The organism is Mucilaginibacter mallensis, assembly GCF_900105165.1.
In the GTDB taxonomy this organism is placed as follows: domain Bacteria; phylum Bacteroidota; class Bacteroidia; order Sphingobacteriales; family Sphingobacteriaceae; genus Mucilaginibacter; species Mucilaginibacter mallensis.
This window is the reverse complement of sequence record NZ_LT629740.1, coordinates 2,254,680-2,266,835: the sequence shown is the minus strand read 5'-3', so window position 1 is coordinate 2,266,835 and position 12,156 is coordinate 2,254,680. Positions and strand designations below refer to the sequence as shown.

The following is a 12,156-nucleotide window of genomic DNA, read 5'->3' as shown; positions in this document are numbered from 1 at the left end:
CTTATTTAAAAAGACAAAAAGGACAGAAAAGACACCAATAATCAGTTAATAAACAGTACACTTTTTCAATCATCTTGGTTTATTTAGCTTTGTTGTTTATTTGATTAAACCACGATTGCTACCTATGTGATATTGGAGTAGCTTTTTGAAAAATAATCGATTTAAAGCCCTCTATTAAGGCCGAAATGGCAAATTTAAAGTGGTTTGCATAATTGGTAAAAAATAAACTTTACATATCTTTACTTAAAATAGGTTGATTTAGGTTATGCCATATAAAAAAGGTGAGGGAGGCAGGCGGCAAGGCGCCGTCAATCAGACTACTAAGCTGGTTAGGGAAGTATTTAACGATGTTTTCCATAAACTGCAATCGCATCCGACTGCAAACCTCTATAATTGGGCAATACAAGAACCCGGCGATTTTTATAAACTTGCGAGTAAACTAATACCTGGTCAAGTAAATTTGGATTTAGATGTTCATTCATTTAAACTTTTAAACGTTGATCCCCTCAATAATACTGATATTGAGATAGGCGATGAGGTTGATTCTTAACATCACTATTAATATTTAATATAGATGGTTTACCTTTGCTTACTTTTTACTTTACATAGCTTTCCATTTCAGTCATTAAGCCGTGGTGTTCCCTGAAAATTTGCAAGTAACTGTGTATTGGTTGGAACGATTATTATTCTTTCGGGTGCGATAATGCTTCACGTTCCAAAGCTTCATCGGAAAATATTCTTGATTTTTGCGCCTCTGCCCTAATTTCTTCATTTGTTTGAGCCCTTGTCCTAAGATCATTACTTGAATGTATCATGAACAAAACTTCGGGCTTTACACCCTGTTGTTTTGCTATCTCTACCAAAACCTCTAATTGTGCGGCCTGAAGCTTTAGAAACTTAGGGATGCTAAATACCGCACGTGTAATAAATATTCCTACTACGAAAGCTATGATATAGCCAATGATGTACAAAAATACGTTGTCTGCTGAATCCATTTTTTTATTACGTTATTTTGTTTATAGTTAGTGTTAAAAATTATTCAACTCGCTTTTTTTGATTTTAGGGCTATTTCCATCTTTAATTGATTTGTCTAAACCGGAACTTTCGCAATTTTCCCATAGTTTGTTTTCCACAGAATAAAGAAAAAAAGTATGAATTTCTTTTTTGCAGTTATCATCATAGGACTCAAATAAATCCGAATAAACAGTTATCAAACCATTATACCATTCTTTACTATATTCTTTGGCAATTAAAGGCGTTGTAATCCCAGTAAGATTGTGATAACAACTTGATTTTGTTTCTGTTACTTTCAGTTCACCGTCGCCGTATTTAACAGTTAGAGCATCTTCAATTAACTTGTCATAATCTGATTCGAACTTTACAAGACTATTTTTAAAAAATGTGAGACGAATGTTTGTTATTATTAAGTCGCCATTTATTTTGTATGCAGTTAAAACATATTGCGTAACAAAGGGACAGTAGCTTTGAATTACATCTGCTCCAATACTTCCGCTATCAGCTGTTTTAAGCCTAATTAGTTCTAATCTGCCGCCGGTTATGTTACTTACCCGCTTATTTTGTAGTTCCGAAAAATCGTTACAATCAACAATATCCTCAACATTTTTTTCAGCATAAGCCATCAATACATTTGTGTCGATACCAATTTTAAAAATTCCTATGCCTGTAAATTTATTGGGATCAAATATTTTGGTATTAGGTTTCAGTTTAATTTGATGGTTTTGAGCTATTGTATTTAGACAATTGAATATCAGTAATGTGATAAGGATATATTTTTTCATTGCAAATAATTTATATGTGAATTACTGTACTACGATTTTCCGAATAAGGCCACTGTTGGCCTCGCCTATATACAAGTTACCGTCTTTATCCACCACTACCGCCGTTGGATATGAAAATGTAGCTATTTCACCAACACCATTAGTTGTTCCTTCTGAACCGTTCCCTGCATAAGTACTAACCATTCCAGAAGTGCTAATTTTACGTATAAGATCATTACCTGAATCAGCAACATATATGTTCCCGGCGGCGTCTATTGCAATCCCAGAAGGGCTATCGAAAGAAGCAGCGGTAACATTTCCATTTGTATTACCGGCAGTCCCAGTGCCTGCAAATGTACTAACCATGCCTGCGGGAGTTATTTTACGAATCACATTGTTAGCCTGATCAGCCACATAAATATTCCCCACTGCGTCTATGGTTAGTCCCAAAGGCCGGTTAAAAGACGATGCTGTACCTAAACCGTTGTTGTTACCTGCAACCCCACTTCCCGCAAAAATGCTTGCAATGCCATTAGGGCTAACTTTATAAATAAGTGAGTTATAAGGGTCGGTAATATAAATATTGTCACTTCGGTCAATTGCAATTCCGTATGGCTCACCAATTCCAACTCCGCTTAATGCGTAAGTTGTCACTGCTGCACCACTCGATATTTTTCTAATAACGCCGTTCCCCGCGTCCGCAACATATAAATTACCCAAACCATCTGCTGCTATGCCCACGGGATTACAGAAAGCCGCTGCGTTCCCAATACCATTTTCGTAGTCACATGAGCTTGTTCCATTGGTGCTGATTTTACCGGCAAATATGCTAATTGCCCCTGCTGATGTAATTTTGCCAATATTGTCAATTAGTCCATTTGCTACATATAAATTGCCGGACACATCGATAGTTAAACCTTCGGGATCACCTAAACCTCCAACAGTACTTACAATTATTTTTTTAGCAGCGGTAGACGGATTAGGTTTATTGCTTTTTTTGCAAGCCGTAATAAATGATACTGCAATTAACAGTACAAACAATGTTTTTCTCATAATGTGATTTTTAAGGTTAGTATGATTTGTAATAAAGTTAAATTGAATAGGCCGTAAAAATAATAATAATAATTTACCATTTAGGCATACGTGCCCAAATCAAAGTTGTGTAGGTAAGTCAACTTTGTTGAGAATGGTTGAACTCAATAATAGTGACGGGATATTAGCCTTTGGACAAAAGGTAAGGTCAATTCGTACCGATAAAAATATTTCCATGCAGCACCTGGCTAACATAGCCGATATTGAATTGTCACAAATCCATCGTATTGAAACTGGTAAAATAAACCCCAAACTTACCACTATACTAATACTTGCTAAAGCATTAGAAATAAATCCGTCCGAATTTTTCGTTTAACAATTTTCTTATTGTGTGTAGTGTATGCGCTGAAAATTAGACCTAATGTGCGGGGTGGAATGATCTGCATGATAAAAGGGATACTAAATACATAGCACCCCTTTTAATGTTTTTACTGATAGCGACATCAGCAAACAAATATAATAACTATTGATGTAATAAAATCAACCTTCGAAATTGGGCAGCTTCACGGATTGAATTTTTAATGGGAAAATGGTTTACTCATGTGTTTGGCAGAGCCGGTTATTAACGTTTTATAAAGTTTTTCAATACTATCAGTAGTTTGTAATGATAATTTGTCTTTTAAGTTTCGCCCATCTTTATCTAAAACCTCGAATGAGGTTGTCCTCCCAGTAGCATAATCCATAATACTATCTACTGCTTGATCTTTAAAAAAATGTTCTGCACTTCGGGAATATGCTGTTTCATCATCGGGAGCTTTGAAATTGTATGATTTTACACTTGGAGTAATAAGAGTGGTTAAGTCAACTTCATTTTTAGCAATTTTCAATTCATAAGGCTTATCGCAGGCTGTTAAAGCAAATAGAAAGATAAAATAGAATCGTTTTTTCATAATAAAATAGCCAATTGTTATGTAATATAAACATCCGAGTATTTTTTGATTAAATCTGCTAATCTCAAATATCTTTTTTAGGCAACCGTCCTTAATGAATGCCGAGTTAATTGAAGGGGTTAAGATTATTGTATTTTTGATTTGAAAGATAAAAGGTCAAAGCAACGGGGATAACTATAATTTATCATTTTAAAAAAAAAAGATCCAAAATTGCTACCAATTTTGCTACCAAAAATATTTTTACCAATAAAAAAGCCCTATACATTAAGTATAAGGCTTATTTTACATTTGGTAAGCGGTGAGGGAGGGATTCGAACCCTCGGTACAGTTTCCCGTACGTCAGTTTAGCAAACTGATCCTTTCGGCCTCTCAGGCACCTCACCATATTTTGGGCCTCATGGCCGGTATCACAATAAAACCCCTTTTTTCGGGACTGCAAATATAGTAATTCAGCTAAGCCGTCAAAAAAAAATTTACCTTTCTTAGTAATTTATTCTCACGTGATAAATACTCATCAGCATTCGCTTAAAAATTTCCTTGATGGTTTCGATTTCTTTAAGCGTTATGTCGCTGTCTTTCAGCTGGTCTTGATTGAGCTTGTATTTTACAATGCGATCAACCAGTTCGCTTATTGATTTTTCATCCGGCTCTTTTAATGAGCGCGAAGCGGCCTCAACTGAGTCGGCAAGCATCAAAACACCCCCTTCTTTTGAAAAAGGTATAGGCCCGGGGTACCTGAAAGTGTTCTCATTTATCAATTTTTCCGGAAAATTTTTCAAATACGACTGATAAAAATAGTCAACACGTGTGTTACCATGATGCGTTCGTATAAAATCAATAACAACCTCTGGTATGTTCGCTTTCTCAGCCATTTCAACACCCTTGCTTACATGCCTGATAATAATTTGCGCGCTCTCCTCATAAGGTAGCTTATCATGCGGGTTAAATCCTGAGCTTTGGTTTTCTATAAAGAAAAGTGGATTCTCCAGTTTACCGATATCATGGTACAAAGCCCCTGCCCTAACCAGTAAAGCATTGCCACCAATACTATATATAGCATTTTCGGCAAGATTAGCTACCTGTAATGAATGCTGAAACGTTCCGGGAGCAGTAAAAGCCAGTTCACGCAGTAACGGGGCATTGGTGTTGGTTAGCTCAATAAGTGTAATGTCTGATGTTATAGCAAATAGCTTTTCAAATAAATAGATGAGTGGGTAAGCCAATAAGGTGAGTAATACGCTAACTACGAAAGGAAGAAAATCTACCCAGCTAATATTAATAAAACTGCCCTCCCGTATGAATGATATACCAAGGAATGCCACAAAATAACTGAAAGTAATGATCAATGCTGATATCAGAAATTGCTCACGCCTAATGAGGTGTTTCATGCTGTATATGGAAACCATACCGGCTGTGATCTCAAAATAAGCAAATTCAAAACTATTGGGCACAAAAAAGCCCGCTATTAATACCACCAGCAAGTGTATATTGAGTGCCAATCGGGTATCGAAAAGTATGCGGATAATAATAGGTACAATGCAATAAGGTATATAATACAAGTTGGGCATTTCCAGCTTAATAGCTAATGATAAAGTGCCCAGCATTGCGGTAATTACCAGCAATATAAGCGAAACCAGGCGATTATCATGATAAATATCCTTACGGAAAAGATACAGAAACACCATAAGCAAGGCAATAGCTATTGACACCAGCAATACCTCACCCAAAACCACTAAACGGCGGTCGCCGTTTACCCTTGCATTATCCTCAAATGCTTTTTTGTAGGATTCCAGCTTTTGATAAACCTCATCGTTTACTACCGAACCTTTGCTTACTATAATCTCATCCTTTTGCACCATACCCCGGGTTACAGAAAGGCTCTCTATAGCTTCTTTTTCCAGCCGTGCGGTTAGGCCATCATCATAAACCAGGTTATTTTGCAGCCTGCTGATGATCAGATCCAATAAAAACGACTTATCAATATCCTTTTGTTTGCTTAAAACCTGGTTGCAGTAGTCGAGCGCTTTTTGCTTGGTGAACAGGTCGGCGGTATTTTTATCGGTAGCAATATTTTTGTTTAGTATGGTTACAGGATAATCTGCCGCGTACTGCTGATATTTGGGATTAAGCCTTAAAAGACCGGTATCATAAATATTCTTTAACAGATTGGTACCAATGGTTAGGTATGCCTCTTTCTGCCGGTCGTTTAAACCTGCTGAATGCCATTTTACTTCAAGACTGCTTTTGAAAGTATCTAGTTGCTGCTGCCCTATATCGGTATTTAACTGATAAATGGGTGTTATGCTCGCCAGTGCTGCACGGTGATCATTGTCTATTTCCTGCGGTGTTTTTAGTATAGCGAAGTTATAAGGAGATATAAGGTCTTTTTGTGTCCAAATACGCCCTTTTTCAATCTCATACCTGAATTTTGCCTGTTTTGGGAGTGTCCAAACAATTAAACAAATACTCGCCGCCATCATTAAAAATTTAAGATTACGGGCGTATTTGCGAAGTAAAGCCTTTTGGCGTGAGGGAGATAGATTTGCCATTATTTATTTAAAGCTATCAAAATTACTACTAAGTTTCTGTTTATCTATATTTTTCTTGCATTTGTAATTTAAAAATTGATATCTTTATGATATCAATTTAAAATCATAAAATCATGGATTCTGAAAAAATAATCAACCCACCTTCCGGTTACGTAGCCTTTTTTTTCTTCTTATTGTCAGCTATTGCTGCTATAGTATTATTCTCAACGGATAATCTTATACTGGCACTTATACTCACGGTTATCGATCTTGTTTTTATACTCCCGGGCCTGGCCATTGTGAACCCGAACGAATCAAAAGTGCTCACGCTTTTTGGTGATTATGTGGGCACAGTTAAGCAAGGCGGCTTTTTTTGGGTGAACCCTTTTACCGCAAAAAGAAAAATATCATTAAGGGCCTTTAATTTAAACGGGCAGCAGCTTAAGGTAAATGATAAAGTAGGTAACCCTATTGAAATTGCGGCAGTAATTGTTTGGCAGATAAAAGATACGGCTAAAGCGGCATTTGCAGTTGAAAATTATTTACAATATGTGAATATACAGAGCGAGGCAGCAGTAAGGCATCTGGCAAACTCATTCCCCTATGATAACAATGAAGATGAAACCGCAGATATTACTTTAAGAGGCGGCACTGAACAGGTAAGTCTTTTTTTGGAAAAGGAATTGAATGAAAGGTTAGACAGGGCCGGCATCGAGGTATTGGAAGCCCGTATATCACATCTGGCTTATTCACCTGAAATTGCGCATACTATGCTGCAAAGGCAACAGGCATCAGCCATTATATCGGCCCGCAGGTTGATTGTTGAAGGCGCGGTTGGTATGGTTGAAATGGCGCTGGCTAAATTATCGGAAAAAAAGATTGTTGAGCTTGATGAGGAACGCAAAGCGGCCATGGTAAGCAACCTGCTGGTTGTTTTATGCGGCGACAGAAGCGTTAACCCGGTTGTTAATACCGGAACATTATACCATTAATATTATGTATTTAACACTTGAAACAAAAAGCACGAGTGAGCTATACCTTGTTAGAAAAGGTTGGTTCACTCGCGAAATTGAGTTAACCGATAATACGCATAGCTATGGTAAAATAGTTTATCACCGGCTTTCTAAACGTATTGCAACTGCAATAACAGCTTCAAATACGTGGATATTTAAACGGGCAGATAACTCTTACAGATACATATCGGTTACCGATGAAAATGGTGAAATAATTGGAACCGCAAACCGCGATATTTTCAGTCGGATCACTACACTATCATTGCAGACAGGCTTAGTCGCAAAATTCCATAAGCCTTCTATCTGGTCGCGACACTATGTTTGGGAATCAGACGATTATGGACAAATAATGCATATCTACAGCTATCCGTTTGGCTTAAGGAATGATATTAATATCGATCAAAGTATGGCACCTGCATCATCAATTCTATTCTTAACTTTTTTCGGATCGTATTTGGTCCATTTAAAAAGACAAAGAAATAACGCTATTGTGAGCGGCTTGCTGTATAGTTTGTGGGGCGGGCGCAATTTAAAGCGGAGTTAATACCGGCGTTTATATCATTAACCAATATACATAAATTTCCGGAATACATTTTTATTTTAAGAAGACAGAGAACAGCAGTACATTAAATCATGGCTGAAAAGAAAGCATTTATATTACGTATCAATCCTGAAGTATTAAAGGAGATAGAAACCTGGGCGGCGGATGAATTCAGAAGCACTAACGGGCAGATTGAATACCTTATGCAACAGGCTTTGAATGAGCGTAAAAAAACCAGCATAAAGAAAAAATCAACCTGACTACTACTGCCTTAAATAATATCTCGGCTATTATATGGTTTATAGTGTAAGCAAACACTAAATTGCAGTCCAATTTTATTCTTATTTTATGAAAGAAGTAGTAATAGTTGCGGCTACCCGTACACCAATTGGTAGTTTCGGCGGTAGTTTATCGGCCTTAAGCGCCACACAGCTGGGCAGCATAGTTATCAAATCAGCAATCGAAAAATCGGGCTTAAAGCCAGAGCATATACAGGAAGTTTATATGGGTAATGTAATGTCGGCCAATGTGGGGCAGGCACCTGCTACCCAGGCGGCAATTTTTGCCGGACTACCCTATCTGCCAGCAACAACTGTAAATAAAGTATGCGCATCGGGCATGAAAGCTATTATGCTGGCCGCGCAAAGCATCGCCCTGGGCGAAAACGATATTGTTTTAGCCGGAGGTATGGAGAGCATGAGCAATGTGCCTTATTATTTAGATAAAGCACGCAACGGCTATCGCTTAGGCAATGGACAAATTATTGATGGCTTGGTTAAAGATGGTCTGTGGGATGTTTATAATGATTATCACATGGGGTCAGCTGCTGAGCTTTGCGCTGAGAAATGCCATATAAGCCGTGAGGATCAGGATGCTTTTGCTATTGAATCATACCATCGTTCACAAAAAACACAAAGCGTGGGCAAATTCAAAGATGAAATAACCCCTGTTGAGTTAAAGGATAAAAAGGGCGATATTACTTTATTTACTGATGATGAAGAGCCCCAAGCGGTAAAGTTTGATAAGATTCCATCATTAAAACCTGTATTTAAAAAGAATGGAACGGTTACAGCCGCCAATGCATCTACCTTAAATGACGGCGCTGCTGCTGTTATTTTAATGAGCAAGGATAAAGCTGATGAACTAGGCATAAAACCACTGGCAAAAGTTATTGCCTATGCCGATGCGCAGCAAGCACCTGAATGGTTTACTACTGCTCCATCAAAAGCTATTCCTTTAGCTTTGCACCGCGCAGGTTTAGCTATTGATCAGGTTGATTATTTTGAGATAAACGAAGCTTTTTCCGTTGTAGCTATAGCGAACAATCAAAATTTAAAGCTCAACCCTGCCAAGGTAAACGTTAATGGCGGGGCAGTTTCATTGGGCCACCCGCTGGGTGCTTCGGGTGCGCGAATCATTGTTACCCTTTTAAACGTACTACAGCAAAATAAAGGCAAATATGGCGTTGCCGGCATATGCAACGGTGGCGGCGGCGCGAGTGCAATTGTTATTGAAAATTTACGTTAACTTGTAATAAAATATCATGTCATTGCGAGCGATAGCGTGGCAACCTCGTCGCATTCAATATGCATGCGACGGAGTTGCCGCGTCGTTCCTCCTCGCAATGATAATTTCTTGAATAAATAATTAAATATCTTAGAACTTATAATGAAGCGCTTTCTCCTCTTTGCTTTTTCACTGTTAACCTGCTACCATTGTTTTGCGCAGCATGCTGATGAAAGCGCGAATACAAAACAATTACAGGTATTTCAGGATAGTCTGGCCGACCTGGGAAAAGCGATGGTAAATAAGGAAGCCGGACCTGAACGTATAAATGCCAATTACCAGTTTATTAAAGCATTAGTAACCGCCCTAAAAGTTCCTAACTCATATAATTTCCCTTTCGATTCGGTAAAAGCTGTAACCATTGTAAATTCACCCGATAATACTTTCAGAATCATAAGCTGGCATGTAACCAATGATGATGACAGCTACCGCTTTTATGGTGCTATACAAATGAATACAAACGGCGCTTTACACCTAATCCCTCTTGAAGATTATTCCCCATTATTAAAAAACCCGGAGGATTCAGTTGTTGATAACCGTAAATGGTATGGTGCCCAATATTATAAGATTATAAAAGTTGCTGCCGAAAAACCCTATTATGTGATGCTTGGGTGGAAAGGTTATACGGCAGATGCAACTAAAAAAGTAATTGAAGTACTATCCTTCAACCAAAAAGGGGCGGCTGTTTTTGGCATGCCTGTTTTTGACAATAAGAAGGGGCAAAAAAGAATAATTTTTGAATATACCCGCCAGGCATCGATGCTGTTAAAATATATACCCGAGCAACACCTTATTGTGTTTGATCACTTATCCCCTCCTGATAATAAATACAAGAACAGACCCGAAATGTATGGCCCTGATCTTACCTATGATGGCCTCCGTTTAAAAAATGGCAGATGGGAGTTTGTTCAGGATATGGATATGAGAAATGTACCCAGCGAACAGGATAATAATTATATCGATCCTAAAAAATCGGCAGATAGCATAAAAATGACCGGACAATAAACAGGAATTAAAGTGCTATTAACCGTTTATAATTAAAACATTAACGAGGTAGCGCCAACAACTTTCAATATAAAATTTTGATTTAACAGAATTATAGTATTTTAGCCGAAATTAACTGATCTCATGGTTCAAGACACATTGACTGCGGAGAGCACTCCGAAGAAGTCAAAATACCCAAAAAGCGTACCTTTTATTATAGGTAACGAAGCTGCCGAGCGTTTCAGCTTTTACGGCATGCGTTCAATATTAGTGACCTTTTTGGTGGCTCAATTTTATAATCCCACTAGTGATAAATTACTGTCGACAGTGGCCGATGCCAAGGCAAACCAAATGTCGCATCTATTTGTAACCGTGGCTTATGCACTCCCCTTTGTTGGTGGTTTGGTTGCAGATTGGTTTACCGGGAAATACAAGATCATTTTATATATATCGATAGTTTATTGCATGGGGCATTTGTGCCTGGCCATGTTCGACTCAAGCCTGAGCGGCTTTACCTTCGGACTTGTGTTGGTAGCTATCGGCGCAGGTGGCATAAAATCATGCGTATCAGCCAATGTCGGCGATCAGTTCGACGCTTCGAACCAGGATCTTTTATCAAAAATTTACGGATGGTTTTATTTCAGTATTAATGCAGGCTCCGTATTATCAACACTGGCAATACCTTACATCTATCAAAACTATGGCGCAAAATGGGCCTTTGGTATACCGGGTATTTTAATGGGCTTAGCTACTATAATTTTCTTTTCCGGAAGAAAACTATATGTACGGGTACCTCCATCAGGTGTTAACCGGGACAATTTTGTTTTTATTACTTTTTATGCATTAACACATCTTAGTCATAAAAAACCGGGCGAATCATGGTTGGATGTGGCTAAAGAAGCACATAATCCTGAAAGAGTTGACGGTGTAAAAGCTGTTTACCGTGTAATGGCGGTGTTCTTTTTCGCCCTGGCATTTTGGGCCGTTTGGGATCAGTGCCTTTCAGAATGGGTATTGCAAGCCGCCCACCTCAACCGAACTATCAATTTAGGTTTTTATCAATTCACAGTAATAGCCGGGCAAATATCAACTGTTAACGCGGTGTTCCTGCTTATATTTATCCCGGTGTTTAATTACTGGGTTTATCCATTCTTTGACAAGATCGGTTTGAAAACTACGCCATTGAGGCGCCTTGGTACCGGCCTGGTGTTAACTGCATTAACCTTTGTTATTATCGCCTTAATACAAACAAGCATCGATCATGGCGGTACACCATCAGTATGGTGGCAGGTATTAGCTTATATCGTGTTATCGGCCGCCGAAGTGTTGGTATCCATTACAGGCCTGGAATATGCCTATACCCACTCCCCAAAATCAATGAAAAGCACCATGACGGCTATTTGGCTTTTGGTGGTTTCGCTGGGTAACTATATCACCTCGGGTGTAAACGGATACATCGCCAATAAAGGCACTTTTGCGCCTTACCTTGCAGGGGCAGGCTATTATTGGTTCTTTGTATGCTTTATCTTGGTTTTTGTAGTAGCGTTTATGTTTGTTTCGCCACGTTTAAAAGAACACAACTATATTACTGACCCTTATATAGATGACGCTGAACATAACAAGATAATTGCCGACACAAATAATTTATAAATAAAATATACGTTAGTGAAAAACAGGAAGGTTTAACACCCTTCCTGTTTTTTTATTTTTTATACACTATAAAATCACCTATTTTTGGCGATTGATTTTTCAGCAACACAACCA

Annotated in this window: 13 protein-coding genes and 1 tRNA gene; 8 read left to right on the top strand and 6 right to left on the bottom strand. The window is 38.2% G+C overall.

The features are described 5' to 3' along the window. Window positions 1-265 precede the first annotated feature (265 nt). Entirely contained in the window at window positions 266-550 is a 285-nt protein-coding gene (locus BLU33_RS09305; protein WP_091371554.1) for a hypothetical protein, read from the top strand. Window positions 551-683: 133 nt separating this feature from the next. Here BLU33_RS09305 and BLU33_RS09300 read toward each other — a convergent pair whose 3' ends face one another. From BLU33_RS09300 to BLU33_RS09290, 3 genes are read right to left on the bottom strand one after another with little or no spacing between them, the layout of a single operon-like run. Further along, window positions 684-995 carry a hypothetical protein gene (locus BLU33_RS09300; RefSeq protein WP_091371552.1) on the bottom strand — a complete coding sequence of 104 codons (312 nt, stop codon included), beginning with the start codon at window positions 993-995 and terminating at the stop codon, window positions 684-686. Between the two features lie 33 nt (window positions 996-1,028). Continuing rightward, complete coding sequence (locus tag BLU33_RS09295) at window positions 1,029-1,799, bottom strand: hypothetical protein (RefSeq protein ID WP_091371551.1); 771 nt, start codon at window positions 1,797-1,799, stop codon at window positions 1,029-1,031. Window positions 1,800-1,820: 21 nt separating this feature from the next. Then, window positions 1,821-2,831 (bottom strand): NHL repeat-containing protein, encoded by a 1,011-nt coding sequence (locus BLU33_RS09290; RefSeq protein WP_091371549.1) that lies wholly within the window; start codon window positions 2,829-2,831, stop codon window positions 1,821-1,823. 133 nt (window positions 2,832-2,964) lie between these two features. Here BLU33_RS09290 and BLU33_RS09285 point away from each other — a divergent pair, with 133 nt between their 5' ends. Then, window positions 2,965-3,186, top strand: coding sequence for a helix-turn-helix domain-containing protein (locus BLU33_RS09285; protein ID WP_091371547.1), 222 nt, complete (start codon window positions 2,965-2,967; stop codon window positions 3,184-3,186). 202 nt (window positions 3,187-3,388) lie between these two features. On the opposite strand, the gene BLU33_RS09280 is transcribed toward BLU33_RS09285, so the two are convergent. From BLU33_RS09280 to BLU33_RS09270, 3 genes are all read right to left on the bottom strand, one after another. Next, window positions 3,389-3,760: a hypothetical protein gene (locus BLU33_RS09280; RefSeq protein WP_091371545.1), complete on the bottom strand. Its 372-nt coding sequence runs from the start codon at window positions 3,758-3,760 to the stop codon at window positions 3,389-3,391. Between the two features lie 296 nt (window positions 3,761-4,056). Beyond that, a tRNA-Ser gene (locus BLU33_RS09275) sits at window positions 4,057-4,143 on the bottom strand. Window positions 4,144-4,242: 99 nt separating this feature from the next. Further along, window positions 4,243-6,309 carry an HD family phosphohydrolase gene (locus BLU33_RS09270; protein WP_091371543.1) on the bottom strand — a complete coding sequence of 689 codons (2,067 nt, stop codon included), beginning with the start codon at window positions 6,307-6,309 and terminating at the stop codon, window positions 4,243-4,245. Between the two features lie 113 nt (window positions 6,310-6,422). Between BLU33_RS09270 and BLU33_RS09265 the strand changes: the two genes are divergently transcribed. From BLU33_RS09265 to BLU33_RS09240, 6 genes are all read left to right on the top strand, one after another. Then, window positions 6,423-7,280: an SPFH domain-containing protein gene (locus BLU33_RS09265; protein WP_091371541.1), complete on the top strand. Its 858-nt coding sequence runs from the start codon at window positions 6,423-6,425 to the stop codon at window positions 7,278-7,280. A 4-nt stretch (window positions 7,281-7,284) separates the two neighbouring features. Then, window positions 7,285-7,845, top strand: coding sequence for a hypothetical protein (locus tag BLU33_RS09260; protein WP_157682094.1), 561 nt, complete (start codon window positions 7,285-7,287; stop codon window positions 7,843-7,845). A gap of 89 nt (window positions 7,846-7,934) precedes the next feature. Beyond that, a complete protein-coding gene (locus tag BLU33_RS09255) occupies window positions 7,935-8,102 on the top strand; it encodes a ribbon-helix-helix domain-containing protein (protein WP_091371538.1) in 168 nt (55 codons plus the stop codon). Window positions 8,103-8,190: 88 nt separating this feature from the next. After that, a complete protein-coding gene (locus BLU33_RS09250; protein ID WP_091371536.1) occupies window positions 8,191-9,369 on the top strand; it encodes an acetyl-CoA C-acyltransferase in 1,179 nt (392 codons plus the stop codon). 141 nt (window positions 9,370-9,510) lie between these two features. Next, window positions 9,511-10,413: a hypothetical protein gene (locus tag BLU33_RS09245; RefSeq protein WP_091371534.1), complete on the top strand. Its 903-nt coding sequence runs from the start codon at window positions 9,511-9,513 to the stop codon at window positions 10,411-10,413. 123 nt (window positions 10,414-10,536) lie between these two features. After that, on the top strand, window positions 10,537-12,042 hold the full coding sequence (locus BLU33_RS09240; RefSeq protein WP_091371532.1) for a POT-type proton-dependent oligopeptide transporter: 1,506 nt from the start codon (window positions 10,537-10,539) through the stop codon (window positions 12,040-12,042). Window positions 12,043-12,156: the final 114 nt, after the last annotated feature.

What these genes read in the sequence shown, in the direction of transcription:
- BLU33_RS09305 (WP_091371554.1), top strand. Translation starts at nt 266, where the DNA reads ATGCCATATAAAAAAGGTGAGGGAGGCAGGCGGCAAGGCGCCGTCAAT.
- BLU33_RS09300 (WP_091371552.1), bottom strand. Translation starts at nt 995, where the DNA reads ATGGATTCAGCAGACAACGTATTTTTGTACATCATTGGCTATATCATA.
- BLU33_RS09295 (WP_091371551.1), bottom strand. Translation starts at nt 1,799, where the DNA reads ATGAAAAAATATATCCTTATCACATTACTGATATTCAATTGTCTAAAT.
- BLU33_RS09290 (WP_091371549.1), bottom strand. Translation starts at nt 2,831, where the DNA reads ATGAGAAAAACATTGTTTGTACTGTTAATTGCAGTATCATTTATTACG.
- BLU33_RS09285 (WP_091371547.1), top strand. Translation starts at nt 2,965, where the DNA reads ATGGTTGAACTCAATAATAGTGACGGGATATTAGCCTTTGGACAAAAG.
- BLU33_RS09280 (WP_091371545.1), bottom strand. Translation starts at nt 3,760, where the DNA reads ATGAAAAAACGATTCTATTTTATCTTTCTATTTGCTTTAACAGCCTGC.
- BLU33_RS09270 (WP_091371543.1), bottom strand. Translation starts at nt 6,309, where the DNA reads ATGGCAAATCTATCTCCCTCACGCCAAAAGGCTTTACTTCGCAAATAC.
- BLU33_RS09265 (WP_091371541.1), top strand. Translation starts at nt 6,423, where the DNA reads ATGGATTCTGAAAAAATAATCAACCCACCTTCCGGTTACGTAGCCTTT.
- BLU33_RS09260 (WP_157682094.1), top strand. Translation starts at nt 7,285, where the DNA reads ATGTATTTAACACTTGAAACAAAAAGCACGAGTGAGCTATACCTTGTT.
- BLU33_RS09255 (WP_091371538.1), top strand. Translation starts at nt 7,935, where the DNA reads ATGGCTGAAAAGAAAGCATTTATATTACGTATCAATCCTGAAGTATTA.
- BLU33_RS09250 (WP_091371536.1), top strand. Translation starts at nt 8,191, where the DNA reads ATGAAAGAAGTAGTAATAGTTGCGGCTACCCGTACACCAATTGGTAGT.
- BLU33_RS09245 (WP_091371534.1), top strand. Translation starts at nt 9,511, where the DNA reads ATGAAGCGCTTTCTCCTCTTTGCTTTTTCACTGTTAACCTGCTACCAT.
- BLU33_RS09240 (WP_091371532.1), top strand. Translation starts at nt 10,537, where the DNA reads ATGGTTCAAGACACATTGACTGCGGAGAGCACTCCGAAGAAGTCAAAA.